At 48.2% G+C, this 24,386-nt stretch carries 33 protein-coding genes and 2 tRNA genes; 24 read left to right on the top strand and 11 right to left on the bottom strand.

What is annotated here, in order from left to right; translation table 11 throughout:
• The 6 genes from RW092_RS21045 to RW092_RS21070 all read left to right on the top strand — a co-directional run.
• On the top strand, nt 1-484 hold a 484-nt coding region (locus tag RW092_RS21045; RefSeq protein ID WP_316011199.1), incomplete at its 5' end, for a hypothetical protein.
• A gap of 145 nt (nt 485-629) precedes the next feature.
• Nucleotides 630-1,103, top strand: coding sequence for a hypothetical protein (locus tag RW092_RS21050; protein WP_316011200.1), 474 nt, complete (start codon nt 630-632; stop codon nt 1,101-1,103).
• A 75-nt stretch (nt 1,104-1,178) separates the two neighbouring features.
• Nucleotides 1,179-1,697, top strand: coding sequence for a phage distal tail protein (locus RW092_RS21055; protein WP_316011201.1), 519 nt, complete (start codon nt 1,179-1,181; stop codon nt 1,695-1,697).
• Nucleotides 1,698-1,708: 11 nt separating this feature from the next.
• The gene (locus tag RW092_RS21060; RefSeq protein ID WP_316011202.1) at nt 1,709-3,889 is read left to right on the top strand and encodes a phage tail protein; all 2,181 of its coding nucleotides are present in this window, start codon (nt 1,709-1,711) and stop codon (nt 3,887-3,889) included.
• A gap of 66 nt (nt 3,890-3,955) precedes the next feature.
• Nucleotides 3,956-4,531 carry a hypothetical protein gene (locus RW092_RS21065; RefSeq protein WP_316011203.1) on the top strand — a complete coding sequence of 192 codons (576 nt, stop codon included), beginning with the start codon at nt 3,956-3,958 and terminating at the stop codon, nt 4,529-4,531.
• A 74-nt stretch (nt 4,532-4,605) separates the two neighbouring features.
• A complete protein-coding gene (locus tag RW092_RS21070; RefSeq protein WP_316011204.1) occupies nt 4,606-4,869 on the top strand; it encodes a hypothetical protein in 264 nt (87 codons plus the stop codon).
• Here the strand turns inward: RW092_RS21070 and RW092_RS21075 are convergent.
• Nucleotides 4,861-5,250, bottom strand: coding sequence for a DUF2513 domain-containing protein (locus RW092_RS21075; protein WP_316011205.1), 390 nt, complete (start codon nt 5,248-5,250; stop codon nt 4,861-4,863). The two genes, RW092_RS21070 and RW092_RS21075, sit on opposite strands and share 9 nt — an antisense overlap.
• A gap of 448 nt (nt 5,251-5,698) precedes the next feature.
• Between RW092_RS21075 and RW092_RS21080 the strand changes: the two genes are divergently transcribed.
• From RW092_RS21080 to RW092_RS21105, 6 genes are all read left to right on the top strand, one after another.
• Nucleotides 5,699-5,914: a hypothetical protein gene (locus RW092_RS21080; protein WP_316011206.1), complete on the top strand. Its 216-nt coding sequence runs from the start codon at nt 5,699-5,701 to the stop codon at nt 5,912-5,914.
• Between the two features lie 27 nt (nt 5,915-5,941).
• On the top strand, nt 5,942-6,151 hold the full coding sequence (locus tag RW092_RS21085; RefSeq protein ID WP_316011207.1) for a BhlA/UviB family holin-like peptide: 210 nt from the start codon (nt 5,942-5,944) through the stop codon (nt 6,149-6,151).
• A 5-nt stretch (nt 6,152-6,156) separates the two neighbouring features.
• On the top strand, nt 6,157-7,068 hold the full coding sequence (locus RW092_RS21090; protein ID WP_316011208.1) for a peptidoglycan recognition protein family protein: 912 nt from the start codon (nt 6,157-6,159) through the stop codon (nt 7,066-7,068).
• A gap of 439 nt (nt 7,069-7,507) precedes the next feature.
• A complete protein-coding gene (locus RW092_RS21095) occupies nt 7,508-7,780 on the top strand; it encodes a holin (RefSeq protein WP_410055563.1) in 273 nt (90 codons plus the stop codon).
• 222 nt (nt 7,781-8,002) lie between these two features.
• On the top strand, nt 8,003-8,539 hold the full coding sequence (locus tag RW092_RS21100) for a DUF6932 family protein (RefSeq protein ID WP_316011209.1): 537 nt from the start codon (nt 8,003-8,005) through the stop codon (nt 8,537-8,539).
• Complete coding sequence (locus RW092_RS21105) at nt 8,539-9,585, top strand: hypothetical protein (protein ID WP_316011210.1); 1,047 nt, start codon at nt 8,539-8,541, stop codon at nt 9,583-9,585. Before RW092_RS21100 ends, RW092_RS21105 begins: the two co-directional genes overlap by 1 nt.
• A gap of 363 nt (nt 9,586-9,948) precedes the next feature.
• Here the strand turns inward: RW092_RS21105 and RW092_RS21110 are convergent, their stop codons facing one another.
• On the bottom strand, nt 9,949-10,095 hold the full coding sequence (locus RW092_RS21110; RefSeq protein ID WP_316011211.1) for a hypothetical protein: 147 nt from the start codon (nt 10,093-10,095) through the stop codon (nt 9,949-9,951).
• Between the two features lie 137 nt (nt 10,096-10,232).
• On the opposite strand from RW092_RS21110, the gene RW092_RS21115 reads away from it, so the two are divergent.
• Both RW092_RS21115 and RW092_RS21120 read left to right on the top strand, forming a co-directional pair.
• Nucleotides 10,233-10,442, top strand: coding sequence for a helix-turn-helix domain-containing protein (locus RW092_RS21115; RefSeq protein WP_316011212.1), 210 nt, complete (start codon nt 10,233-10,235; stop codon nt 10,440-10,442).
• Entirely contained in the window at nt 10,442-10,585 is a 144-nt protein-coding gene (locus RW092_RS21120; protein WP_198524627.1) for a hypothetical protein, read from the top strand. The genes RW092_RS21115 and RW092_RS21120 overlap by 1 nt, the downstream gene beginning before the upstream one ends.
• Nucleotides 10,586-10,607: 22 nt before the next feature.
• Here the strand turns inward: RW092_RS21120 and RW092_RS21125 are convergent, their stop codons facing one another.
• Nucleotides 10,608-10,820 carry a hypothetical protein gene (locus RW092_RS21125; RefSeq protein ID WP_316011213.1) on the bottom strand — a complete coding sequence of 71 codons (213 nt, stop codon included), beginning with the start codon at nt 10,818-10,820 and terminating at the stop codon, nt 10,608-10,610.
• Nucleotides 10,821-11,036: 216 nt separating this feature from the next.
• On the opposite strand from RW092_RS21125, the gene RW092_RS21130 reads away from it, so the two are divergent.
• From RW092_RS21130 to RW092_RS21140, 3 genes are all read left to right on the top strand, one after another.
• On the top strand, nt 11,037-11,318 hold the full coding sequence (locus RW092_RS21130) for a hypothetical protein (protein ID WP_316011214.1): 282 nt from the start codon (nt 11,037-11,039) through the stop codon (nt 11,316-11,318).
• A gap of 22 nt (nt 11,319-11,340) precedes the next feature.
• Complete coding sequence (locus tag RW092_RS21135; RefSeq protein ID WP_316011215.1) at nt 11,341-11,631, top strand: hypothetical protein; 291 nt, start codon at nt 11,341-11,343, stop codon at nt 11,629-11,631.
• Between the two features lie 115 nt (nt 11,632-11,746).
• Nucleotides 11,747-11,812 (top strand) — tRNA-Met (locus tag RW092_RS21140).
• A gap of 399 nt (nt 11,813-12,211) precedes the next feature.
• On the opposite strand, the gene RW092_RS21145 is transcribed toward RW092_RS21140, so the two are convergent.
• The 3 genes from RW092_RS21145 to RW092_RS21155 all read right to left on the bottom strand — a co-directional run bounded on the left by RW092_RS21145 (nt 12,212) and on the right by RW092_RS21155 (nt 13,567).
• The gene (locus tag RW092_RS21145; RefSeq protein ID WP_009225645.1) at nt 12,212-12,370 is read right to left on the bottom strand and encodes an aspartyl-phosphate phosphatase Spo0E family protein; all 159 of its coding nucleotides are present in this window, start codon (nt 12,368-12,370) and stop codon (nt 12,212-12,214) included.
• 269 nt (nt 12,371-12,639) lie between these two features.
• Nucleotides 12,640-13,296 carry an S-layer homology domain-containing protein gene (locus RW092_RS21150; RefSeq protein ID WP_036700920.1) on the bottom strand — a complete coding sequence of 219 codons (657 nt, stop codon included), beginning with the start codon at nt 13,294-13,296 and terminating at the stop codon, nt 12,640-12,642.
• Between the two features lie 70 nt (nt 13,297-13,366).
• On the bottom strand, nt 13,367-13,567 hold the full coding sequence (locus tag RW092_RS21155) for a hypothetical protein (RefSeq protein ID WP_016311548.1): 201 nt from the start codon (nt 13,565-13,567) through the stop codon (nt 13,367-13,369).
• Between the two features lie 166 nt (nt 13,568-13,733).
• On the opposite strand from RW092_RS21155, the gene RW092_RS21160 reads away from it, so the two are divergent.
• From RW092_RS21160 to RW092_RS21180, 5 genes are all read left to right on the top strand, one after another.
• Nucleotides 13,734-13,819: transfer RNA gene (locus RW092_RS21160), tRNA-Leu, on the top strand.
• A gap of 173 nt (nt 13,820-13,992) precedes the next feature.
• Nucleotides 13,993-16,275 carry an Ig-like domain-containing protein gene (locus RW092_RS21165; RefSeq protein ID WP_127575426.1) on the top strand — a complete coding sequence of 761 codons (2,283 nt, stop codon included), beginning with the start codon at nt 13,993-13,995 and terminating at the stop codon, nt 16,273-16,275.
• Between the two features lie 154 nt (nt 16,276-16,429).
• Nucleotides 16,430-17,335 (top strand): ComEC/Rec2 family competence protein, encoded by a 906-nt coding sequence (locus RW092_RS21170; protein WP_254899829.1) that lies wholly within the window; start codon nt 16,430-16,432, stop codon nt 17,333-17,335.
• Between the two features lie 6 nt (nt 17,336-17,341).
• On the top strand, nt 17,342-17,560 hold the full coding sequence (locus RW092_RS21175) for a DUF3006 domain-containing protein (protein WP_016311551.1): 219 nt from the start codon (nt 17,342-17,344) through the stop codon (nt 17,558-17,560).
• A gap of 34 nt (nt 17,561-17,594) precedes the next feature.
• Nucleotides 17,595-18,113, top strand: coding sequence for a DinB family protein (locus tag RW092_RS21180; RefSeq protein WP_316011216.1), 519 nt, complete (start codon nt 17,595-17,597; stop codon nt 18,111-18,113).
• 78 nt (nt 18,114-18,191) lie between these two features.
• Here the strand turns inward: RW092_RS21180 and manA are convergent, their stop codons facing one another.
• Complete coding sequence (manA, locus tag RW092_RS21185; RefSeq protein WP_316011217.1) at nt 18,192-19,139, bottom strand: mannose-6-phosphate isomerase, class I; 948 nt, start codon at nt 19,137-19,139, stop codon at nt 18,192-18,194.
• Nucleotides 19,140-19,167: 28 nt separating this feature from the next.
• Nucleotides 19,168-20,082 carry an ROK family protein gene (locus RW092_RS21190; RefSeq protein ID WP_016311554.1) on the bottom strand — a complete coding sequence of 305 codons (915 nt, stop codon included), beginning with the start codon at nt 20,080-20,082 and terminating at the stop codon, nt 19,168-19,170.
• A 113-nt stretch (nt 20,083-20,195) separates the two neighbouring features.
• On the opposite strand from RW092_RS21190, the gene RW092_RS21195 reads away from it, so the two are divergent.
• A complete protein-coding gene (locus tag RW092_RS21195) occupies nt 20,196-21,221 on the top strand; it encodes a LacI family DNA-binding transcriptional regulator (protein WP_016311555.1) in 1,026 nt (341 codons plus the stop codon).
• Between the two features lie 102 nt (nt 21,222-21,323).
• On the opposite strand, the gene RW092_RS21200 is transcribed toward RW092_RS21195, so the two are convergent.
• The gene (locus RW092_RS21200) at nt 21,324-21,941 is read right to left on the bottom strand and encodes a superoxide dismutase (RefSeq protein WP_016311556.1); all 618 of its coding nucleotides are present in this window, start codon (nt 21,939-21,941) and stop codon (nt 21,324-21,326) included.
• A 193-nt stretch (nt 21,942-22,134) separates the two neighbouring features.
• Between RW092_RS21200 and RW092_RS21205 the strand changes: the two genes are divergently transcribed.
• Nucleotides 22,135-22,386, top strand: a complete 252-nt coding sequence (locus tag RW092_RS21205; protein ID WP_016311557.1) for a YuzB family protein — start codon at nt 22,135-22,137, stop codon at nt 22,384-22,386.
• 51 nt (nt 22,387-22,437) lie between these two features.
• Here the strand turns inward: RW092_RS21205 and RW092_RS21210 are convergent, their stop codons facing one another.
• Both RW092_RS21210 and trhO read right to left on the bottom strand, forming a co-directional pair.
• Complete coding sequence (locus RW092_RS21210; protein ID WP_316011218.1) at nt 22,438-23,073, bottom strand: helix-turn-helix transcriptional regulator; 636 nt, start codon at nt 23,071-23,073, stop codon at nt 22,438-22,440.
• A 38-nt stretch (nt 23,074-23,111) separates the two neighbouring features.
• Nucleotides 23,112-24,005 (bottom strand): oxygen-dependent tRNA uridine(34) hydroxylase TrhO, encoded by an 894-nt coding sequence (trhO, locus tag RW092_RS21215; RefSeq protein WP_316011219.1) that lies wholly within the window; start codon nt 24,003-24,005, stop codon nt 23,112-23,114.
• Nucleotides 24,006-24,386 lie beyond the last annotated feature (381 nt).

Here is a 24,386-nt window from a genome sequence, read left to right on the forward strand (position 1 = left end):
GACGGAAAGCGAAATGTGGGGGCCGTACACAAATGAAGATTACAGTACCAAACCGCTTAATGGCGGTAATGGGGTAAATCATCCGTCAACTATCGGCCTTGATCAAGTTTATGTCCCGGCTTTGCGGGAGTGGGTCGAAGACTTGAGCAACGCGCAAATGCCTACTATGATCGAGAAACAACTCATGCCTATGGTGCAAACACCGTCATGGCAAACGGGCGCCACCACCACAACGACGTCTGGAGCAAACCTCCGATACTTTAACGCACTTAAAACAGATTTTCCGCAGATAATGACGCTGCAAAAATCGGATGGGACATACCTTAAATTTAGACCGGATATCAAGAGTTTTGGTGCTGCCGTTGGTTTGCTTGCCGGTGAGTTTGCGGCATATAACGTGGACAATGTTACACAGGTCGTTTATGCATTTACGGGCTCGGCTGACGCTAACAGATTAACGAGTTATCGTAGTGTATTGACGTGACCAATAGGACGAAATAGCGTATCAAAAGAACAAAACCCGGAAATAAAAAATGCTATATTAAGTAAATAATTTACACAAAATAGGAGATTGATTTATAATAGAGTCGAATCGGCCGATTCTATTAAGCTAAGAAGGGTGGAAGAACATGAAAATCAAGAAGATTTTGGGAGTTCTTTTTACTTCGATGCTACTACTAACAATGTCGACTTCCGTTTTTGCTGCTGATGTAACTCCGAATGCAATTGGAATTGGTGATACACGGGAGCAGGCTATTACCTTATTCGACAATACCATGTATACTTTATACAACTCAGGACCAAATGATTATGATTGGTATAAGTGGACAAATGATACTGGTACGGATAGATTTTTTAATGCCACACTATATCCCACAGCAAGCGGAACATCATTAAATATGGGGGTAATTATTTATTATCCTAGTAGTAATATTGAGTCGACTTTCATTCCTGGGCAAAGAAATGTTCCGAGTAATGGTGTAATTATAGAAAATCTATATATACCTGCTGGAGCAGTTGTGTATCTGAGGATTGGGAATGATTTATCGGGTACGGTTCAATACAACTTTAACATTCTTACTACTGTTCCAGGAAGCAAGTGATATTTCATTAAATAGTAAGAGGCACTCTTTTATGGGTGCCTTTTTTATTTAGTTACACGGGGAAGGAGTGACGGCATGTTCGGCGGACCATTTAACAGGTTGCCATTTAACCGTCCATTTAGCGTTGAAACCGTCTTTTCTGTCGTATTTGAATCTGATCCGGCATTGGAGACGTTGATGAATCTCGACATGACCATTTCCGCCTCATTTGAAACGGAAACCGAACTGGCCGCGGATATGACGCGAGAAATCCAATTCGGGACCATGTTTGAGACCGCATCCGAGATGGCCATACAGATGATTCGAGAACGTCTCTTCGCAGCAGGTTTTCAATCTGAGACGGCGATGGCGGCAAAAATGTCCTTATACCACGTTGATTCCATTGAGTTCATAGGCGAATTCAAGCCTGGCGACAAGATCGTAATCGACAGCGAAAAATTCAAGATCACGAGGAATGGTGAAAACGTGTCCGACCTTTACGTTGGAGATTTTTTCGACCTGAACCTTGGCACGAATAACCTAACCTGGACGGACCCGGCTACAGGGCGGACGATTCGTTTCCGCATCACTCATCGTGACAAGTTCTTGTACTAGGGGGCGATATCTTGCCAAACCCAACAATGCAGGTATTCGACAAAAATTTTAAGCGGCTGGGCACCCTGATCGATGCCTATGGTATTGAACGACGAAGACGGCTCAACTCCGATTATGAGCTGTCTTTTTTTGTGCCCATGTCCTCGGACGATTATCTGGAAAAAATCCAGATGAAAGGCCACGTTCAGGACGAGCGCGGCCAGTATTACGTGATCAACAGCCGTAAGCGGGATCGGTCGAAAAAGAAGCTGACGGCCCTGATCACCGCTACGCACGTCATGTTCAAGCTGAACGATTACAAGGTGCCGTACGATGATTACATTGCCGAGGCTTACGGAGTGCACATCTCCACGTTGCTTGACAAGATCAGCGGGTGGACCGGTGGCCGGTTCACGTTTCAGGTACATGACACTTTTGATCTTTGGGACATCAAGGATTTTGGCCGGACGACCGCTTTGGCAGCTCTCAATCAGGTGATCAACTTGTTTGGTGCTGAGATCCGGCCGGACAACTTCGTGATTCACGTCCATAAAAAGATCGGCTCCCAAGCGGAGCGATACGAGTACCGGACGAAGAAGAACATCATCTCCGACTCCTATAAGGACGACGCTACCGGTTTGGTCACTCGTATGTTTGCCCAGATGAAGGATGGCCGGACATGGATCGGAATGTCCGCCGACAACCTGACGGACGAAGAGCGCAGCCTGCTGCAGTCTGTCCCGGGAGCCATCCAGGACGGTAAGGTTATGGTCAACTACTTGTTGTCACCATACGTCAACTACTGGGGAAGCGACAGCGTCCCGTATTTCGACGGAGAAAACGTCCAGCAGGACATCGAGGATCCGATCGAGCTGCTCAAGTCCACCCGGGAGGAGCTTCGGAAGAAGGAGATGCCGGAACTGGAGATCAGTCTCGACGCTGCGGATCTGCATAAGATCGACCGCGACGAGCGGCCGCCGGACCTCGGTGATGCGGCGACCGTCTATGATCCAGACATGGAGATGCACCGGATCGCTGTTCGGATCGTGGAGCTGACAGAGTACCCGTATTCGATCGACCAGCACTCGAAGGTTACACTGGCCAACTTCGCTTTGAAGGACGATATCGATTTGATCGCAGACTTGGAGCGTTCTCGGAAGGTGATGGAGAACCTGCTTTCCGGCGGCCGGATCCGGGCGGACGCCTTTGAGGCTTTCGCGCGGCAGGCGGTTATCGATATCAACAACAGTAAGACGGAGCTGATCTATCCGCCGGAAGGTGGTATCCTTGCCCAGGAGAAAACCAATCCGCTGGAGCAGGTGCGGCTGACCTCGAAGGGAATCGGGATTTCGACGGACGGCTGGCAGACGGTTCGAACGGCAATTACGGCCCGCGGGATCGCGGCGGAGCTCATTACTGGCCAGCTAGGTACATTCGTCTCTATGCTCATCGGTAGCGGGAATGACATTGTGCAAATTAATACGAAAGGCATCGCAGCCGGCCACGCTGACTTTAACAGTGCCCCTTTCAGGGTGGATATGAAGGGGAATCTGGTCGCCAACAAGCTGACGGCGAACAGCGCGCAGATCAACACTTCGAACCTCAACTCGTCAACCTGGAAGGATGGGTACTTTACCGGGAATATTACGGCACAGGGGGAAATCACCGGCGGAACGCTGACTGGTGCGTTGATTCGAACGGCAGCAAGCGGTCAGCGCATTGAGGTCAGCTCGCCTGGACTTAAGGCAATCGATAATGCCGGTCGCACGCGGATCTCAATTTCCCAATCTGGCAGATATGGCGTCGCCGGAACGGAGTACTTTGACGACAGAGGAGCGTTTCAGGGGATTATCGCCGGCCTTGATGATGGTTTCTATATCGAGGCTGCGCAACGGATAAACCTCTATGCCCCAAGTATCGACTTCAACGGTGGTACTACTGACTTCATGACAGATGTGGAGTTTTTGTCTGATGTGGACTTCTCCTTTGCTGATAACGTGAGAGGCCTTAATATTTCGTCTATTTCCGGTCTTTCATCAAGACTCTCAACAATCGAGTCATCGGTCACCTCTAAGGCAGGCATTAGTAGTCAGACCGGGGTTGCTGGTCCATATAACTGCGGCATACCGATTGGAACTAAATTAGCTACTTCAGATGGTGGTTTTGTGACGTGGGCCGGTGTCCCTGCTCATACTCATACCCAACAACCATGATCATTTTCTCGCAACTCTAAAAATGTCGTATACTGGAAGTGAAATTTATTCTAGGGGGAGTAGTCCATGAAGAAGTTCATCTCCGGTTTAGTTGTTGGTGTGTTGTTATTTGCAAGTACTACTGTTTTTGCGGATTCTGCAAAAAGCTTATTGGGGAAGAAGGTGCAAGGAACGTTTGATGTATCGTTCAACGGTCATCAAATTGGTTCAGCACCAGTTATTGACGGATCAACCTATTTGCCAGTAAGGAGTATTTCTGAAGCTGCTGGGATTAATATTTCGGTAGAAGGGAAGAGGATTGAATTGACCACAACTGACGAAATTGTACCGACTGTTACTGATGCAGAAACAGATGCTAAAAATCGGTCTAATGCAGAGATTTCTGCCCAAATAGGCCTATTAAAAAATAAAATACAAACTTATGAATCAAACATTAAAATCGAACGCGATGAAGTCCTTACTCCACTTGAAGAAAAACTAAAAGAGTTGGAAACTGCCCCTCAGACAGGAAACTCTAGACAAGCCATCACAAATATCGAGAAAAAAATTGCTGATAGTAACGCTAACATTACAAAGATGCAAGCGGAGATCGACGCAGCCGAGGCCGAGATTAAGCAACTTGAGGCACAATTGAATAAGTAAAAAAGAGCCCCTCGGGGCTCTTTTCAATTTAGGTAGCCTTACGTTCGATACTATACTTAAAGGGGGTACGCTCAATGCATATGAATCGATTAGAAAGCGCTCGTCAATATTTACGAGCGCTTGAGTTATTTTCCCTGCATTTCGTGGACCGTAGCGAGCTTGTAGAAGCAGGGCTTTTGGATACTGAAACACAAATGCTGACAAGTAAAGCGCATGCCTTTATTGATAACACGCATGAAGGTGAGCGATGGAAGAAAGTTAGAGCAGCGACAGATTCCTTAGACGAAGCAGTCAGGTTAGCCGACCAATTTGCACGCGAAGATGCCGGCTTACTCTAGGCCTAGCGCTTTTTTTGCATACGATTCGGCTAAGCCAGCCATTATATTTAACGCTACAATGCCTGCTGAATCAGCTTTTTCTTTGACTTTTTTCCAACGAGAAGGTTCACGAATGTTATCGAGGAATAAGTGTCCAGTATAGGTCAATCCACGAACTTTGATGACTCGCCCAGCTGGAGAAATCAAGTCTTGACCGATTGTTTCTATAAACCCTGCTTCTCTTAATTTTGAGACACAGTATACTATCTCTTCATATTCGTATTTACTTAGGTTTTCATGCTGATGTAGTCCCGGGGTCAACGCTATTGCGTCAAGCGGCAGGGTCTCCTCGATCGTCAGCAAAAGATCACGCACACAGTCATGGTTCAGTCTCAACTGCATCACCACCTTGATTAATTATCACGGAAAACGGTCGTTTTTATTTCTTTCGACGATCAGGAAGTGTTTCCCTCGAGAACGCAAGTTCGGCTAATAATAGACGATATTGAGGTATGCGATACGATATGTTAAGATAAGAATAGAAACAAGGAGGCTGCGCCACAGCCTCCCCGGTACAACACTTGGGTGGGATACCTCCAAGCAAGTGCGTGAAAATAACCCGCTCCTTGGCGCTAACCTGGGCGGGTTATTTTCGTTTATTCAGATAGGTGAGTAGTGCGAGAAGAAACATCCCGAGCATAATCACTTCTGATAACGAAAAATTCATCGGCATCACCTCCGATCTGGAGGCGATACTTCCCACCCAAGCTCAGTTGTACAAGCCATATTATACCATGAGTCTGCGAATCCCGCAGGCTCTTTTCTTTTGCCCGGAAAGGAGGTGAACCCTTTGGCAGTTGTTACGAAAGTGGACGTGTCGATCGATCTGCAGCACCCTGTACGCGAGGTATCGGACATCATTACGTTGATCCTTGGGATGTACCCGGGGCGAGAGATCGAGATCTTACGGGGAATCGATAACGAGGTAGGGTCTGCGTTGGCCCGACTGGAACATGCAGCGGCGGCGCCGGCGGCTGAGGCGGAGAATGAACGGCCTTCTGAATAGATAGAGAAGTAGAATGGGGGATGAGGGATGGAAAATGAAGTGGTACGGTATTTTTTAAGCCAAGGGCCATTCGCGGCGCTGTTTGTGTGGCTATTAATTTACGTGATGCGAGCAAACAAGGAGCGGGAGGGGCGGTTGCAGGACCTGCTGGATAAGTTTTCGGACAAGTATGACGTGATCATCGGGGAGCTGCGGGACATCAAGGAGCGATTTCCCAGGCATCACAGGGAGGGATGATTGAAATGTACAAAACCAAATACCCGATCGAGCGCCGTTACATTACCAAGCGTTCGAATACGCGGCCAGGCACCCGGTTAACCACCGGGACGCCGGTTTTTTTCGTAGCGCATGATACGGGCAACCCGGGAGCTACGGCGGACAACCATTACAACTACTTTAACAACCTGACCGATCGCTCGGCTTCGGCCCATGTCTTTATCGATGACACGAAGATTCTGGAGATCATCCCGACCGGCACCGGGGCGGAACCGGCGGAAAAAGCCTGGCACGTCCTTTACAACGTGACGACCGACAATGACCTGTTCGGCTATGATGCCAACGACGCGGCCCTTGGGGTTGAGCTTTGTTACGGTGGCCGGATCACATTTACAGAGGCGTACAAGCGGTTTGTGTGGTATCTGGCCTATTGCTGCGACAAGTGGGGCAAGAACCCATCGACGCATATAGCCAGCCACAAGCAGCTGGACCCAGCACGTAAAGCAGACTGCGAGCAAGCACTCAAGGCAGGCGGCAAGACGCTCAAGGATCTCATCTATGACGTCGCCGCAGAGCTGGCTGCGCCGGTCACTCCGCCGGACTTTGTCCCGCTGCCGGCCGGGATCGCCCAGGCATTGATCGACAACTATGTATCTCCGGCATGGTTTGCATCGCAAAAGGCCGGGGACGAGATTGGTAAGACTCACTTCCACAACTTGGCCAACAACCTCAGGCTGGCCGCTGGCATCCCGTTGACACCCGGGGCGGCCGCAGGGCCGCTGGCCAAGCTGCCAAAGAGCAACGCCCAGGAGATCATTATCCGCTGGCTCTCTCCGGCCTGGTTTAAGGCGCGGGACGAGGGGAACAAGGAACGGGCGCAGCACTTTAATAATCTGGCGAATTACCTGCGGCGTGCTGCGGGTATCCCGGTGGAATAAAGATGTGGGTCGTGACAAACAAGGGGGATCAAGATTGCCGCCTGCTGGCTGACCGGCATTATTCTCGGCAGAAAGTTGGGTCCAGACAGTTCTGCCGTCCTGGGCGTAACTTGGTCCTCCGGACAGCCGCCGGCGATGCTGTTTGGGTTACATGGAGCGGCATCCGCGACGATAGTTTGGACGCCTGGGAATGTACGATTTTTCGTAACGAAAGTGACTATCGCAGCTCCGACCTGATTCGAGAGGCCGTGGAAATAACCCTCCGGGAATGGGGTGGGGCTCCGCCAGACGGCATAATCACATACGTTGATCAATCCAAAGTCCGAAGCAGTAATCCGGGCTTTTGTTTTTTAAAAGCAGGATGGGAAAAGTTTGGCAGGAGTAAACGGAGAAATCTACTCCGATTACAATTTAAAATTTGAGAGGAGAACTGATAATCATGGAAGTATTGAATAACGTAATGGCCTTTGCGTCGGTGCTGGCTGTGTTTGTGCTGGCATTGGTGCAACTTGTAAAGACTACCGTCAACCTACCGAAAAACATCGTCCCGCTGATCGGGGTGGTGATCGGCATCCTGGTCGGTGCAGCCGCATCCCCGTTCACGGATCTAGATCTGGTGTTGCGGCTATGGGCCGGTGGCTTGGCCGGGTTGTCGGCTACGGGGCTATTTGAGCTCGGGTTGAACAAAAGAGATGGAGGTACGAAGGAATAGACAGTGATATATTAGAAATAGAAATCCGAAATTACCGGCAAGCAGACCTGCTAGTTTATATACTGGCAGGTCTTTTTTTTGCTTTATGTTAAGATTGGCTATATTTTATGTTACAGTAATTTTTATTTTGTATTTAACAATTGACATACTTTCTTTATTGGGTAAAAATTGAGAATAAATGATACTCTCAAATTTTCCCATTATATATAAAGAAGGGCTGTATTGCTTTTGAATAATATCCCTAATTTTTTTGATGGATACCATTTACCTGAAGGGGTTCATGAGTGTACAATAAATGATATAGAACAAATGTTCTTATTCACGGAGAAGAGAAAAAAAGTTTGGAGAATGTTCAAAGGGTTAATCAATAGACTTATTGATGTCGGATTAACTCCAAAAGCAATATTAATTGACGGGAGCTTTGTTACAGGAAGAAATGAACCTGGTGATGTTGATTTTGCGGCGTACATTCCTCCAGAGGTTGTTTCTGAAGCATATGCTACCATGGATGAGCATGATAAGCAGGCAATTTCCTTGTTCTTGAATCCAAAAAATCAATTGGCCATTAGAAATATGTTCGGGGCCCACTTACTTTTGGCTGATTCAGAGGATATGCTGAATCAGTGGGCTTACTTTTTCTGCTCCGGCGGATCATACGGTAAGCTTAGGGATAAGGACCCTGAAAGAGACCCAGATTGGGTTATAGTTCCTCGAAGCAAGGGTATACTTAAGGTATACTTAGATGGAGGTGAAATCTGATGGTTATTGACACCTTGTCAGAAACAATTGAAAAATTAAAAGAAGCCCAAAGACACTTGGAAAGAATAAGATCAACTTATAAAGATAATTCGGAATTACTCAACTTTTATGAACCTTCGGCAAAGTATTTAGTGGACAGCCTGAAAGAGCGTCTTAATGAGTTGTTAGCTGAGGAAGTCGATTTAAAACTATCGCAACCTGACAAGGATGTTGACCTTTGGATTCGAATCAATGGCGAGGACTTTAAATCGGGCAAAGGACCAATCGGCTTAGTTGGTAATTTCTTAAGCAAACTATCTAACGCTAGTAGGCAATCCTTAACCTTAATTGCAAAAGCTCGCAACATTGATCTTAAGTCTTTTACAAATGAGTTTCCACTCTCATTTGACCTTGCTACAACTGCTACAGGGAGTCTAAAGTTAGGCTTGAAATCACCTGATATAAAAGTAGATAGTGACGATGAACAACTGGATATATTTAGTTATAATAAAGACCCGTGGGAAAAACTTAGAGAACTTGCAATCCAAAATGAAATGGCTGTTGAGTCGATGCAACTGATATTATCCGCACTTGCCTCAGCAGAAGATGAAGAAATTTTTAATGAGTTAGTCAAAAAATATGATGAAAGAGATATATTAAAGATTATTCACTATGCTATGCAAGTTACACCTAGTTCTCATTCAAATATTGAACAAATATCTTTTGAAGGAAACAACATAATTTTTCAACAGCGTACAGTAACTACAACAAAACATACACGTAAACAGTTATCCAAACAAGCAAAAAAACTAGTGAATAAAGAATTTGTTCGTGGAAAGGGAAAAGTTCGTGGCATTGATTTAGACGATAAGAGTTTAATTATCCGTCCATTTGTTTACGAAGGTGTTAAGCATGATGAAGTAAGATGTTACTTATTAAATAATGATGGTGAACAGAGTCTTGAACGATTCCTAAAGAAAAGAGTCAAGGTTTCTGGCTATGTTGTTTATTCAAGTAATAATAAATTATTGCGGCTAGAGGCTGAAGAAATAACTGTAGAAAAATAGAAAACAATCCCGCTAAATCTTAACTGGTTAGCGGGATTGTTTCACAATGAATCTCTCAAACACCGGACTCCGAAGCATTCCCGCGCGAGTCCAGTTTCGCATCTTGACCCTCACAGGCGGAAAAGCCCGCTGACCTAATTGGTTGGCGGGCTTTTTTCTATTTCATCTTCTTTCGATAAGGAACCTTTCTCATTTCCTGAACCCATACCATGCCTTCAAAGCTATCGAATCCTCCAGCATCAAGAATACACTTCGTTTTGGTTTATTTGTTCGTGGTTATGCCTCTGTCTCGCTCGCCGGTTTCCCGGGTCATGGCGCCGTGGCTCGCACATTTATTGGAGAAAGGGGCCGCAGCCCCTTAAATTACAGTTTGAGGATGAGTAGACGGAGTTTATCGCTTTTGATGTTCTTTGCGATGCTCTCTTTGTAGGCTTGAATGTGCTGTTCATTCGCCCCGCGAGCTACGCGTTTTGCAATCACTCTTTTAATCGCCTCAATTTGATGGTTCATTTTATTACCTCCGTTATTAAAAATATCAACTTCCTGATATAAATATAGCACATGTTGATATAAGAAGTCAACAAAAATTATTAACTAGTTGATAATTTGTTATTCCTAGTGTATAGTTGTTTCAGGAGGTGTTTGGAATGGTCATTAATCACCTTAGTGAGATCATGGGGCGCAAGCGCCTGAAAATAGCTGATGTAGTAGCCGGAACCGGATTGGCAATCAATACAGTCTCCGGATTGTATCATGATAAGGTCAAACGAGTGGACTTAGAGACGCTCGATAAACTGTGCGACTTTTTGGAAGTAGGAATCGGCGAAATCCTGGAACACGTGAAGGAGGGGTCCTGATGCGGGAAATCGAGTACAAGGCCCACGGCAATTTACTGATCCCATTTGTCTATGTCGATATGGATAGCTTGATGGATAATTACGACTGGTTTATGATTGGGGTTAAGCAAGTGCGGCGTAAGAAAAAGAAAAGAGGAGCCTAATTGCTCGGCTCCTCTTCCGCGCTTACTTGCTGTTGCGCTTGCCTTTCATTCGGAGGTACAGGTCGTAAGCCCGTTGTTCTCCGAGAGTGAGGCGATACCGGTCAAGTATCTGCGCCTCACGTTTTCTGAACTCCTCCTCGGTAATCCGTCCCAACTGCATTTGGTGACGTGCTACCCGCAGGAGGTGTTCGCGTTTTTGGAGCTTTTCAAAAGCTTCTATGAGCTGCTTTTCCATCCTGTTTCTCACCTCCTTAGGAAGTTATTTCTATCAACTTCCTGATATAAATATAGCACATATTTATATATGAAGTCAATAAAAAATATCAATTAGTTGATATTTTTGTATATCATGTTTGCATAAAGTCCATCAGGATACATCTCCGGGTGAGCTTTTATTTTTCGTCTTCTCGGCGTATAATACAAACAAACGTTCGCAAAATGGGGTGATCAAATGTTGAACGATTTGGAGCGTAAACTGCTCCGGGTCTTGTTTAATTTCTCAAAGCAAACGCACCGGATGCCGACGATCAAAGAATTGGAGATAAAGACGGGTAGGAGCAAGCAAGACATTTACGCGGGCCTGCGTGTCCTAGTAGAGCAGAGATACATCTTTTGGCCGGATAATCCGCGTTTGGACACGATCGTAATTTTGGAGGCGTGGGAGCGGGAGACAACAGCTAAACCAAAACTGCAGAAGTCCAGCGGAAATATTGATTACTGGATAAAGTATTGAGTAAAAAAGGGGGAGATTTAATTTGTCGGACAGCGGCGAAGTTATAGAAGTTATAGTTGAAGCATTTGATTTGCTATGGTCAAATGGAATAAAATTAAAAGAAAATGTATTGAGTCAACTTGAATTGCGTGAAAAGCTCGCCGAGTATCCAGATTCCCAACTAGTAACCCCGTTCAGTGGAATGCTAAAGATGCCTTGGACTTTTGATGGCAAGAAACTAACCGAGGATGAACGAGAAAAGATGCTCAATCTAATGGTATTTGTTCTTTTATTCGATTATCCTAAATCAAAGCCATCGTCTAAATCTCGCTAAATTTGCTAACGGATTTGCTAACATAAATTCTGAAATCGAGAAAAACTATATACGAAAAAACGCTGTATAAATCGAAGTAACAAAACATAGAAATACTAAGAAATACGATTCCACAAGCTCAGTTGGTTAGAGCGGTCGGCTCATAACCGATTGGTCACAGGTTCGAGTCCTGTAGGGCCCATAAGTGCAAAACCCTCTTGCTTTGGCAAGGGGGTTTTTGCTTTTCAATCATTAAAATCAAAGTTTCGTAGATTCCTGTTGAGCGTTTTGTAGTAGGCCATTTTTTTGTGAATAAATGAGACTTTTCTGAGCGTAAGAAGATTCAAGCCTCTCCAAATCATCAGGTAAAACAAAACCTGCCCAACCTCTTTTCCGTCATGGATAATCCCTGTTCGCTGAACGATAAAATTTCTCCTCCTTTTAAAATTGTCGGATAGTACTAGAATATTTTCCAGGCCTCATCTATACGCCAGAACACATCGGGTTTTCTATACGGGCTAGCTCAATGGTAAGTTTCAGTATTTGGGAGATCTTTTTATCAAAATAGAAAAAAGGAGCCGTTGTCACAGCTCCCTAAAGATCATTTGACTTGCTTCTGGATCATTAATCGATGGTATTCATTTAGCAATTCATCTAGTTGCTGACTTACCATGATCATTTCCCGATCCGCAAGACGTTTACTTCGGGCAAGATGGTTTAATTCCATCCGGAGCTCTTCAATTTTGAGGATGAGTTCCATGACGAACAACTCCTAGTTGAGGTATTAATGCCATCCGTCCGCTTTCGACTGGTGATTGTCCGACCTCTTCCATGTACTGTCACTGTTCTGCACCAAATTAAAGCGGTACCCTTATGTTTTCTATGTCCGTTTTTGTAAATCCTCCCTAAATCCTGAAATAAAATGCAAAAATCTGTCGATTTAGTGAATTTTATTAAAATTTAAGCTTTTCACGGAAATCAAAAAAGGACCGCACAAGGCGGTCCTTCCAATTTTTATCGAATAGGCGATCACTTGCTGTCCGGAGACGGAGCAGGATGTGCGGCCAAGTATTCCACCGCATGATAGGTCAAGAGAGCCGCTTCTGCGCGGGTAATCAGATCTCCCGGATGGAATTGATTGTTCTCATCCAGCTGGGCGATCCCGAGCACAAGCGCACGTTGAACCGTCCCTTGATAAGAAACCGTCAGCTGGTCATCGTCAGCAAATTCGATTGGTTTGATATTGATCATCGGCAAATCGCCATGCTTCTCCATCGCCAAAATCAGCTGATGGGTAAATTCCTCACGCGTCATAGGCTTGTCCGGATTCACGTTGACGTCAAGATCAAACCCGTTAGTTTGAGCAATCGAGAACGCAGGGGCATACCAGGCATCTTGCTTGACATTGACAAAATAATCACCAGCGTTTTCTGGAGTATCCAACTTCAACCCCAGCAGATTGACGATTAACTGAACGCCCTGGCTAGTCGTCAATTGGTCATCCGGCAGGAAGCTGTCGGCGCTGACGCCGCGAACGATGCCTTTCGCTTGCAGGACAGAAATACTGTCTTTGGCGACAGATTGGCTTACATCTTTAAAGGTCCCTGCAGCAGCAAAGCTTTCTCCAGCCAAAGACAAGCTCAAAATGGCGGCGGCGGACAACAGGGCTACATTACGTTTAAACATGGTGATCACCTCGTCTAGTATTTTTTGACAACCTCTAGACGATGAGTATTGGAAAAGGTTGCAGAAAAAATTAAAAAGATTTTCCAAATGGAATGATTCGCGTCACGTGATGGATTTCGTCGAGATTCACCCAGACGGCCCCTTCTGTTGTGCGCAGATGTACTTTGTCAGGCGCTGAACCCCACTTCGGCAGTCCGGTCATCAATTGTCCGTCATGCAGTTGAATGACCACTTGATGACCCAGCGTAACTGCCATTTTCAATTCGTGCATGAATGCTAACCTCACCTTTCCTGAAATTCAAGCCTTTTTTCGCAAGACTAACCTTAACTTACCATAATTCCTAACTGAATAGTTTATCGGAATAAGACAGCATGAATTTTGGGTTGATATTGATTGGAATTCTGTATATAATCATAAATACGGAATTTTTGAACAAGCCGGGGTGGCGGAATTGGCAGACGCACAGGACTTAAAATCCTGCGGTAGGTGACTACCGTACCGGTTCGAGCCCGGTCCTCGGCATTTGTGAAGATAGAGTGCACTCGTTTATTGAGTGTGCTCTATTTTTTTTATAGGACAAATGGATTATTTTGACGAAAAACGTTACGAAATATCTACTAAATGTCGATATAAAATGGGAGAAGGCTGGAAAAAGGTTCCGGTACATCAGCAATGAGAATAAAGGAGAGGAATCAATGTTGGCTAACAGGAAGATGACGTATTGGATGCTCGTCTTGACGCTCCTCCTTTCGGTACTTGCTCCTACGGGCGCATTTGCAGCATCTGGGGACATCAAGGAGATTAATATCGATGGAGCCGGTACGACCGTTGAACTCGGCGTGGGGAAAACGAAGCAGCTTAAAGTAACGGCTGGGCTTGAAGGGGGCGGCACCAAAGATGTGACTTCTACTGTAACTTGGACGTCCGGTGATGATACCGTAGCCAAGGTTAGTGCCGGCGGTTTGGTCACCGCGCTGAAGAGCGGTACTGCGATCATCACGGCGGAATATAAAAATCCAACGACTGAAGTCGGGTCGGTATCGTCTATTACGATTAAAGTTACAGACACCTACACTGAATTAACTTTGGACTACAAATTAGACGGAAAATATAGTCTGGACACCCCTGACTCCGATCTGACCGTCACCGCTAAGGCGAAGGTGGATAACACGTCTGTGGAACCCAAGGATGTAACGGATGAGGCGGATTGGACTTCCTCGAATACGGGTGTACTGACTGTTGAAAAGGGCAAGATTACGCTGACCGGTACAGGGGAAGCGACGATTACAGCGAAATATGCCGGTTTGACTGCTTCGTTCAAAGCGAAGGTGACGTCGCCTTACTCCGGCTTGAAATTGTACAAGACGTCTGGAACGACAGACACGGAAATTCAGGATAAAGAAGACCTTGAGTTGATCGTGGCAGATAAAGAAGTAGAACTTAAGGTGAAAACGGTGCTGAAGAGCGACCCGGATACGACAAACGACGTTACGGAAAAAGCCACCTGGAGTTCTTCGGATACCAGCGTTGCTACAGTCGAAGACGGTACGGTTAAAATCGTATCGACGGGGAAAGCGACGATTACGGCAACCTATTATGGCGAGCAAGCCAAAGTCGACATTTACGTAAGAGCCCCGTATGAAGCGATTCTGCTCACGCCGTCCGGCGATCAGACGATCTTCATCGGGGAAACGTTGGCAGTAAATGCCGGCGTGAGAGTGAAGGCAAACGAAACTCAAGACGTCAGCAATAGTGCGGAATGGACTTCTTCCAATAAATTAGTTGCGACTGTAAGTGACACCGGTGTTGTGACGGCCAAAGCGGCGGGATCAACTACGATTAAAGCCAGCTATCAAGGCGTGAGCAAGAGCTTCAAAGTTACGGTACTTCCTACGGTGACCGAGCTCAAAATCGAGAAAGAGCAGCTTGATATCTATGTAGGCGGATCGGCGAGCCTGCCGAAGGTGACCGGCACGAAGCTGGACGGAGAATCCATCGATCTCAGCGATGCCATCACGTGGACCTCGAGCCAAGAGGATATCGCGGTAGTCGAGGATGGAAAGATCGTAACGAAGGATCTGGATGACTCGGTTGTATCTGCTGAAGTTACGTTGACCGGGAAGCTGGCAGAAGCCGGAACAGGGCTGACCCCGAACGCGGACTTCCCAATTCGCGGAACTGAAGTGACGCTTAAAGTTAACGTGAAAGAAAAGGTTCTGACGCTTCTCGCCACGCAAACTTCAATGAACATCGTCATCGGTGAAGAAAATGCGCTGCCGGAAATCACGGTGGTCTATGAAAATGGTGTAGAGCAAACGAATCTGGCTGGCGTTGAATGGAGCGTTACCGGCTCCAATGCGGTGTTGAAGTCGACAGCAGACGGCAAGAAGCTGAAAGGTCTCAGCAAAGGCTCGGCCACGCTGAAAGGAACTTTCGAGAACAAGACCCTCAATATATCGGTCTCTATTGAGCCGAAAATCACCAAGATTGTTGTAGAGCCGCAAACGATCGAGCTTAACATCAAGAAATCGAAATCGATCAAGGTAACGGGGTATTATGCAGACGGCAAGAAAGTCACCCTGTCCTCCAAAATGGGCTGGGTCTCCTCCGATGTGAACGTTGCTACGGTATCATCCTCTTCGGTGAAGGCTGTCGCTGAAGGAACCGCGACGATCACAGGTTCTTATCAAGGCAATGTCGTTACCGTGAAAGTGAATGTGGTTCCGAAGCTGGTGAAACTGGAGGTTAGCGAGAAGAAGCTGCAGCTGGCTCCTGGTGCGGCCAAAACGGTTGTCCTGACGGCAACGTACGATACTGGCAAGGTCGCCACGGTAACGGGCAGCGCGAAGTGGACAACCTCCAAGGCGAACGTTGCGAAAGTGTCGGCTGGTCAGATTCAGGCGATTGCCAAGGGCTCTGCTTCCATCAAAGCAGAGTATGGCGGCAAAAAGGTATCTATCAGCGTTTCAGTGAAATAAGATCGAACATGAATCATTTGAGTCTGCCTTTGGAAAGGCAGACTCTTTTTTATGAACTAACTATTTTTTATGTGCCATTTGCTAAATTTTGATTGATTTAAGGCTCGATTATCCGCTATAATTAGAACAAATGTTCTGGGAAGGATTAACATCTATGATTAGGCAGAAGACATGTTGGACGGTTATTGGCGTATTTTTGGTGTGGTTAAGCGTACTTCTTGCAGGCTGCAGCGCAGCGAACTGGGAAGAAGTTGCGGGGCGGCTGGCGGAGAACACCTCCGTTGCTTCCGAAGTGGAAGGAGACGGTCAGCTACGCGTAATTTTTCTGGATGTGGGACAAGGTGCGTCCCAGTTGTTGATCAGCCCCTCCGGGCATACGATGCTGATTGATGCCGGCAACAATGACCAGGAGCAGGCGATGCTGGACTACCTTCGGTATTATGGCGTGAATCACTTGGATATCGTGATCGGGACACATCCAGATGCGGATCATATCGGCGGGCTGGACCGGGTCATCGATCGTTTGGACATCGGCGAAATCTACATGCCAAGGATCCAGTCCAATACGAAGACATATGAGTCCTTGCTGAACTCCATTCGGAACAAAGGGCTGAAGGTGAAGACCGCCAAAGCGGGCCTGGAGCTAGCCTGGGACGAGCAGGTGAAGGTGAGTATGATCGCACCGGTGACCGTGACCGACGACAGTAATAACATGAGTGCCGTTGTGAAGGTAACATATGGCCGCACTTCTTTTCTGTTAACCGGGGATGCTGAATCGGAGAGCGAACGGGCAATGTTAGAATCCGGAGTGAATTTGCGCGCCGAAGTTATGCTGGTCGGGCACCATGGCTCGAAATCTTCAACAACGGCCAAGTTTTTGAATGCAGTGAAGCCAAAATATGCGGTGATCCAGGTGGGAGAGAATTCTTACGGGCACCCGACGAAGACGATCCTGGATCGGTTGTCTAAGCAACAGGTAGAGGTCTATCGCAACGATCTTCAGGGTACCGTGGAGATCGCCAGCGACGGCGAGGGCTACCGGATCACAACGGAAAGGTAGGATAAGATGAGCCATATCGTGGAAGGCTTTGAGGGCGATTTATGCATTTTGGAATCGGACGGGAAGCTCCGAAATGTCCCGCGTTCCCAGGTGGATCCTAAGGTCAAACCGGGAGATGTTGTGGAATGGAACGGCACGAAATGGGTTCCCAACCTGCGGGAAACGGAAGAGAGAAGCCGTCATATCCGCGCTTTAATGGATGAAGTGTGGGAAGACGAGGAATAGGATTGATTACGTTCATGAAGGAGGAATGTTGGAGATGTTGATTCGGCCGCAGACAGGGGAATACGCCCCGCATTTTGAACCTTACATTCAGATGGTGCCTGAGGGGGAGTTCGTTAAGTTTCTGGAGGAGCAGCCGAAGCGGCTTCGAGAGAAGTGGGCAGGTATTCGTGAAGAGCAAGCAAACTACCGGTATGCCGAAGGGAAATGGAGCGTGAAGGAAGTCATCGGCCATATGGCGGATGCGGAACGGGTCATGCAATACCGTATGCTGCGGATTGCCCGCGGCGATACGACGCCGCTTCCAGGCTTTGAAGAGGAATTGTTCGCCCGTCATGCCGGGTTTGACCGTCAGTCGATGGAGGAGATCGTAAAGGGCTTCGAGATCGTGCGGGAATCCACATTGGCGCTGGTTCGTCAGCTGGATGACGAAGCATGGGCCCGCAAGGGGTACGTAGCCGACTATCCGGCCACAGCCCGTGCCATCGCCTATATCATCGCCGGGCATGCGGAGCACCATATGCGGATTTTAAACGATCGGTATATTCAAGCTTAATTAGAGGAAAGCGATAGGTAAAAAGGACGGAAGTCGTCATCGTATGGGATGAGCGCTTCCGTCCTTTTTTGCCTGGAATTATTCGTGGGACATGATCATTTCAAGCTCCCCGCTTAAGCGGTAAGGACCAAAGCCTGCTGGCAAGATGAAATGCTCGCCTTTGGCCAGATCATAGCTTTGTCCGCCTGCCGTCAGCTTCCCGTTACCGGCAAGCACGCTGAAGATTGTATATTTCTGGTTCGCGGCAACCTCGGTTTCTTCGCCGGAGACGTTCCATTTTTCCACCGTAAAGAAGGAATTGGAGACGTAAGAAGTGACCGTCAAGCCGCCGCGCTGCGTTGTTTCATAAGAAATGGGTTCATACGCTTGCGGAACGGTGGTGACGTCGATCGCTTTCTCCAGATGGAGCTCTCGGGTGTTGCCGTCTTTGTCACGGCGATCATAGTCATATACACGGTAGGTGGTATCCGAGCTTTGTTGCGTTTCAAGCACAACGATGCCTTTCCCCAGGGCGTGCAGCGTGCCGCTTGGAACATAAAAGAAGTCGCCTGGTTTCACCGGCACTTTCGTGAGGAAGCGATCCCACTCTCCGTTATGGATCATGGAGACGAGTTCTTCTTTGGTTTTGGCTTCATGGCCGTAAATGATGACAGCCCCCGGCTCAGCATCTACGATGTACCAGCATTCGGTTTTGCCCAGCTCGCCGTTCTCGTATTTGCCAGCGTACTTATCGTCTGGGTGCACTTGCACCGACAAGTCGTCGGAGGCGTCGAGAATTTTCGTCAGCAATGGGAACACCTTGGACGAGGAGCGGAACAGCTCCGGATGAGAGGTCCACAAATCCCCCAGCTTCATGCCTTGGTACGGCCCGTTCTTCACAACACTTTGCCCGTTCGGGTGAGCGGATACGGCCCAGCATTCACCGGTGTGGTCATTGGGGATGTCATAGCCAAACAAATCTCTGAGCTTGGTGCCCCCCCAAATGCGTTCTTGGAAAATCGGCTGCAAAAAAATTGGTTCATTCATCGTTATCGGACTCCTTTTGTCTGTAGGATCAGTATGGAATATGGATTAGGGCAGCGGCGCCGATCAAGCCCGCGTCTTGATGAAGCGCAGCAGGAACAATAGGGGTTTGACGGCCCGAAGGATTCAGCGCGTACTTAGACACGTAGTCCCGTACCGCGTTGAACAACGGCTCGCCAACCTGAGATACACCGCCGCCGATGACCAGCTTCTCCGGATCAAACGTATTAATGAGGGTTACACAGCCAACGCCGATATTTTCAAAGACTTTGGCTACGAGTTCCTGTATCACAGGTTGCCCAGCCGCCGCCAAATCAAAAGCTTCTTTAGAAGAAACCTCACGGCCCAGCAGCGCCGAAGCTTGTCTGGCGACCGCGGTGCCGGAGGCGACAAATTCCCAGCAGCCCTTCTGCCCGCACACACAGGTGCCAACGGAAGGATCTACGACGATATGGCCGACATCGCCGGCATTTCCGCTTGCTCCAGTGAGGAGCTTGCCGTGGGAGTAGATCCCGGCTCCAATCCCCGTACTAATTGTGATAAACACGAAGTGGTCCGCATCCTTGGCAGCACCAAGCCATTTTTCCGCGAGGGCCGCAGCGGTCGCGTCGTTCTCCAGTCGGATCGGCAGACTGAAGTAGCGCTTCAGTGAGTCGACGATCGGGAAGTTCCACCAGCCCCGCAGATTCGGCGGTTCGGCGATTTTACCTTCCTTCGTGTTAAGTGGGCCGGGAGCACCAACGCCGATGCCTAGAAGCTCGGACTCTGCGATACCTTGGGCGGTAATGATGTCTTGGATGGCTGCAGCCATCCGATCGACCATCACTTCAGGCCCTACCGTCTGATCGGTTGGCAGAGAACCCTTCGCCCGCACTTCACCGTCCGTGCCAATCAACCCGATGGCCGTCTTCGTGCCCCCGATGTCGATACCAATTGCATAACTCAACGTTCATTCCTCCTGTGGAAGTGAAGATTCACAACTTGACAAACTTGACAAAATAAATATTTGTAAAGTACTATGTAGGTTAAGTGTAGCATGATTCGAAAGGAATGAAAAGAATGGGCCGCAAAAAGAAAGTGTCTATGCAGGATATCGCCGACCGTCTGCAAATTTCTAAAAATGCGGTGTCCTTGGCGCTAATGAACAAAAAGGGCGTCAGCGAGGAGATGCGCCGCCGTGTGCACGAAACTGCGCGAGAGCTGGGGTATGGCCCATACGCGCACCATGAGAGCGGACAAGCGAATATTCTGGTGCTCGTTCCCGAACGGATCATGAGCTATCAGGATAATGATCATTTTCAGTTTTTTCACGATATGATTTGGGGATTGGAACGAAGCGCGCGCAAAAAAGGGCTTAACGCCGTTATCACCCCGCTTGACCGAGAGATGGAAGCAGCACGTTTGCTGCCGGGACCGTTCTCCGATATTCCGTACCGGGGAGTGATTCTGTTTGGGATCGTGGACCGGGCGTATGCGGAGCGGATATGGGAGCTGGACACGCCGCTGGTGCTGATGGATTCCTACTACCACGATCTGCCTTGTCCGGCCGTCACCTCGGACAATTTGGAGGGGGCCTTTACGGCGGTCTCCCACTTAATTGAAGCCGGCCATCGGGACATTGGGTTTATCGGACCAACGAATCTATCGACCAGTCATGAGGAGCGCTGGTTTGGGTTTGAGAGAGCGATGAAACAGCAGGGGCTCATGATTCGGGAGGCGGCTTGCTTGACGACGTCCAAGGGATATGATTACACTGCGGCGGAAATTGCGCAATTTCTGGATGGATTAGAGGAATGGCCGACGGCGTTTTTTTGCGGGAATGATCGCATTGCTTATTTGCTGGCTGGTCTTTTGAAGGAGCGAAACCAACGATTCCCGGAGGATGTCTCGATCGCCGGATTTGACGATTTGCCTTATGTCAACAGCGAAGGGTTACATGTGACGACGATGCGGGTGGAGAAGGAGCGGATGTGCGATGCCGCCATTAGCTTGCTCTTGTCTGACCTTGGGCGTTCCCGAGAGAAGATTCACTGGCAGGTCCCGCCGACATTGGTTGTGCGGGAGTCCGTTGCTCGGAGACGATAGGGCCCACGGGTTACATGAAAAAAAAGGGTGCCCACAGAGCCGGTTAACCGGTCCAGTGGACACCCTTATGCGTTCGTGCAGGCGTTACGCCAACACGTGAACTTACTTGTTCAGCGCTGCTTCGTAACGTTTCTCAACTGCAGGCCAGTTGATAACGTTAAAGAAAGCGGCGATGTAGTCAGGACGTTTGTTTTGGTATTTCAGGTAGTAGGCATGCTCCCATACGTCCAGGCCAAGAATTGGCGTTTTGCCTTCCATCAGCGGAGAGTCTTGGTTAGGCAAGCTGTATACGGACAATTTGCCGTTAGCATCTACAGCCAGGAAAGCCCAACCGCTGCCGAAGCGAGTGGTAGCTGCTTTTGTGAAGTCTTCTTTGAATTTGTCGAAGCCGCCCAGCTCGTTGTTGATCGCTTCAGCCAGTTTGCCGGAAGGTTGGCCGCCGCCGTTCGGGCCGATCGTTTCCCAGAACAAGGAGTGGTTCGCATGGCCGCCGCCGTTGTTGCGAACAGCAGTGCGGATGCTTTCTGGTACGCTGTCCAGATCGCTGATCAGTTCTTCAACGGATTTGGATTGCAATTCTGGAGCGGATTCCAGAGCTGCGTTCAGGTTCGTTACATACGTATTATGGTGACGATCATGGTGAATCATCATCGTTGTTTCATCGATATGAGGTTCAAGTGCGTTGTTTGGGTAAGGCAATGCAGGTAATTGATGTGCCATTTCTAAATCCATCCTTTCTTCAATATGTAGTAGTAATTCCGACAAGACTAATTATAAATCCGCAAATCGACTTAGTCAACATAAATGTATATTAAGTATGTTAAATCGTTCGCAGCCATTGACAAATCGGTTCATGAATTTCATAATGAGGGTTCAAGCATCATTAGCCTAATAGTTTGGGGTGAACGACGTCATGGGGTTGGGCATCGTAATCGTTGAGGTGTGCGACAGCAACCTGATGAGCGCGCTTGAGCTGGAGAAGCTGGAAGAGGAATACCCCGAAATTGCCGTGATGCGTCAGGACTGTCTTAGTTTATGCGGGTTATGTAAGCTCAGACCTTATGCACTGGTGAACGGCAAACGCGTCTTTGCCAAGACGACGGAAGAGTGTATCCAGCTCGTGAAGCAAGCCATTGAGGACGAGTTAGCCGTCTATGATATATAACCAAAAAAGCAGCCATCAGGCTGCTTTTTTCTATAGGCGAATTTTCTTCCCTTACCGCTCCCGCTGGCGGATCACATACACGCATTTTCTCCCTTGCTGGGCTAAACATTCCGTACGTTCGACATCGGCATCCAGCAGCGATTCGAACAGCTTCAATTCGCAGTCGCAGGCATGATTGTAGCGATTCGCGATTTGCGAGATCGGGCAGTTATGCTCCATCAGCACGTATTCGCCGCCATCGGTTTCTTGAAGCTCCGTCATGTACCCGTTGTCGTTTTGAATTTCCGAGAGCGTGCGCACCTTTTCGGTAAGCGATTTCCCTTGCATCTCGGCCATATATCTGCGGCTCAGCTTCTCCTTACGGCGATCGAACAGGCGGTCCACCATGACTTCGCCGCTCTCCTCGGCCAATTCGTCCAGCAGATCCAGCGTCAGCGAATGATATCTCTTAGGAAAAAGTCCCTCAGCCAGCTCGGTTAACCCATACACTGCAGTGGGCCGTCCTGCCGTCTGTCGAACCATTTTCGATTCGATCAGCCCGTCGCGTTCCATCGTGCCGAGATGGCGGCGCACCGCCATTTCCGTAATCTGCAGCTCGGTCGTCAGCTCTTTGGCACTCAGAGGTCCGGCGGTTTTCATTAAATGTAAAATCCGCTCGCGGGTGGAAAGGTCTTTCTTCGTATTCATGTGAGACACTCCCTTTCGGGTGATAGTTCCGGCGGTTCTTAGCTTTGCGAGGCGGCGAGAGCAGCTTCCCGGCACGCCTCCGAACAGAAGCCTTGATGTTCCTCTTCACAATCCTCACAGCAGACATATTGCAAGTTGCATACCGGGCAGTTGATATACCGGTCATGCGACGTACCGCAATGGTGGCAGCTGGCGATCACGATGTCCTCGTCCGTACGGTTGATCGGCACGGAAATCCGTTCGTCGAACACATAGCACTTGCCGTCAAAAAGACGTCCTTTCACCTGCGGATCTTTGCCATAGGTCACGATTCCGCCTTCCAACTGAGCAACGTCGGTGAACCCTTCGTTCAGCAAGAAGCCGGTCAGCTTCTCGCAACGGATGCCCCCGGTGCAGTAAGTCAAAATTTTCTTATCCTTGTACTCGCTCAGATTCTGGCGAATCCATTCCGGAAACTCGCGGAAGGATTCAATATCCGGCCGAATCGCCCCGCGAAAATGGCCAATATCGTACTCATAATCGTTACGTCCATCTAGAACGATCACATCATCTCGCTGGAGTTGCTCGTAAAACTCGACGGGGGAGAGACGCTTGCCGCTGATCACGTTAGGGTCAAGCTCCTGATCAACGCGGAAAGTGACCAGTTCTTTTTTGTGGCGGACAAACATCTTCTTAAATACATGGCCTTCGGCTTCATCGATCTTAAACACGATATCGGCGAACAGCGGATTTGCTCGGAGGTCGTTCATATATTTCTCAGTTTGCTCTACTGTCCCGGACAAGGTCCCGTTGATGCCTTCGGCAGCGATTAGGATGCGGCCCTTGATCCCCAGCTCCTTGCAGTATTGCAGATGCTCAGCAGTGAAGGCGGCAGGATCCTCGATGCGGACAAACTTATAGAATAATAATACGCGGTAAGCGTGTTGTTCCATTGTTCAGATCACCTATCTATTCTATGATGAATTCTACTGCATTGTATTCCAAGGTTCTCAACTTAGTCAATATATAAGTATAGTAAGTATATTAATACAGGTCTAGCGGTTATTCTTTCCTTACGCTGTCGTGGAAGCAAAGCATTTGGAAAATAAGGGTTGCCAAGACCTTCGGTTCTCGCAGGTGCAGTAATCGCCGAGCTGTATGCTTGGGGTGGGTCGAAACAGAAGATATTAAATAGAAGAAAGCCCGCCATCCGGCGGGCTTTCTTCTATATATGCCTGGCAGTTACGCCGTGCGTTTCATGTTCAGCGGTTGCTTAGGCGTTGGGGCTTGCGTTCCGGCATCGCCTTTTTTGTGGAACAGCTTGCGGAGGTAAG

It is taken from the genome of Paenibacillus sp. 3LSP, assembly GCF_032465655.1.
Lineage (GTDB): Bacteria > Bacillota > Bacilli > Paenibacillales > Paenibacillaceae > Fontibacillus > Fontibacillus barengoltzii.

Coding starts and splice junctions, on each gene's coding strand:
- RW092_RS21050 (WP_316011200.1), top strand. CDS start 630: ATGAAAATCAAGAAGATTTTGGGAGTTCTTTTTACTTCGATGCTACTA.
- RW092_RS21055 (WP_316011201.1), top strand. CDS start 1,179: ATGTTCGGCGGACCATTTAACAGGTTGCCATTTAACCGTCCATTTAGC.
- RW092_RS21065 (WP_316011203.1), top strand. CDS start 3,956: ATGAAGAAGTTCATCTCCGGTTTAGTTGTTGGTGTGTTGTTATTTGCA.
- RW092_RS21070 (WP_316011204.1), top strand. CDS start 4,606: ATGCATATGAATCGATTAGAAAGCGCTCGTCAATATTTACGAGCGCTT.
- RW092_RS21075 (WP_316011205.1), bottom strand. CDS start 5,250: ATGCAGTTGAGACTGAACCATGACTGTGTGCGTGATCTTTTGCTGACG.
- RW092_RS21085 (WP_316011207.1), top strand. CDS start 5,942: ATGGAAAATGAAGTGGTACGGTATTTTTTAAGCCAAGGGCCATTCGCG.
- RW092_RS21090 (WP_316011208.1), top strand. CDS start 6,157: ATGTACAAAACCAAATACCCGATCGAGCGCCGTTACATTACCAAGCGT.
- RW092_RS21095 (WP_410055563.1), top strand. CDS start 7,508: ATGGAAGTATTGAATAACGTAATGGCCTTTGCGTCGGTGCTGGCTGTG.
- RW092_RS21105 (WP_316011210.1), top strand. CDS start 8,539: ATGGTTATTGACACCTTGTCAGAAACAATTGAAAAATTAAAAGAAGCC.
- RW092_RS21110 (WP_316011211.1), bottom strand. CDS start 10,095: ATGAACCATCAAATTGAGGCGATTAAAAGAGTGATTGCAAAACGCGTA.
- RW092_RS21115 (WP_316011212.1), top strand. CDS start 10,233: ATGGTCATTAATCACCTTAGTGAGATCATGGGGCGCAAGCGCCTGAAA.
- RW092_RS21120 (WP_198524627.1), top strand. CDS start 10,442: ATGCGGGAAATCGAGTACAAGGCCCACGGCAATTTACTGATCCCATTT.
- RW092_RS21125 (WP_316011213.1), bottom strand. CDS start 10,820: ATGGAAAAGCAGCTCATAGAAGCTTTTGAAAAGCTCCAAAAACGCGAA.
- RW092_RS21130 (WP_316011214.1), top strand. CDS start 11,037: ATGTTGAACGATTTGGAGCGTAAACTGCTCCGGGTCTTGTTTAATTTC.
- RW092_RS21145 (WP_009225645.1), bottom strand. CDS start 12,370: ATGGAACTCATCCTCAAAATTGAAGAGCTCCGGATGGAATTAAACCAT.
- RW092_RS21150 (WP_036700920.1), bottom strand. CDS start 13,296: ATGTTTAAACGTAATGTAGCCCTGTTGTCCGCCGCCGCCATTTTGAGC.
- RW092_RS21155 (WP_016311548.1), bottom strand. CDS start 13,567: ATGCACGAATTGAAAATGGCAGTTACGCTGGGTCATCAAGTGGTCATT.
- RW092_RS21165 (WP_127575426.1), top strand. CDS start 13,993: ATGTTGGCTAACAGGAAGATGACGTATTGGATGCTCGTCTTGACGCTC.
- RW092_RS21170 (WP_254899829.1), top strand. CDS start 16,430: ATGATTAGGCAGAAGACATGTTGGACGGTTATTGGCGTATTTTTGGTG.
- RW092_RS21175 (WP_016311551.1), top strand. CDS start 17,342: ATGAGCCATATCGTGGAAGGCTTTGAGGGCGATTTATGCATTTTGGAA.
- RW092_RS21180 (WP_316011216.1), top strand. CDS start 17,595: ATGTTGATTCGGCCGCAGACAGGGGAATACGCCCCGCATTTTGAACCT.
- manA (WP_316011217.1), bottom strand. CDS start 19,139: ATGAATGAACCAATTTTTTTGCAGCCGATTTTCCAAGAACGCATTTGG.
- RW092_RS21195 (WP_016311555.1), top strand. CDS start 20,196: ATGGGCCGCAAAAAGAAAGTGTCTATGCAGGATATCGCCGACCGTCTG.
- RW092_RS21200 (WP_016311556.1), bottom strand. CDS start 21,941: ATGGCACATCAATTACCTGCATTGCCTTACCCAAACAACGCACTTGAA.
- RW092_RS21205 (WP_016311557.1), top strand. CDS start 22,135: ATGGGGTTGGGCATCGTAATCGTTGAGGTGTGCGACAGCAACCTGATG.
- RW092_RS21210 (WP_316011218.1), bottom strand. CDS start 23,073: ATGAATACGAAGAAAGACCTTTCCACCCGCGAGCGGATTTTACATTTA.
- trhO (WP_316011219.1), bottom strand. CDS start 24,005: ATGGAACAACACGCTTACCGCGTATTATTATTCTATAAGTTTGTCCGC.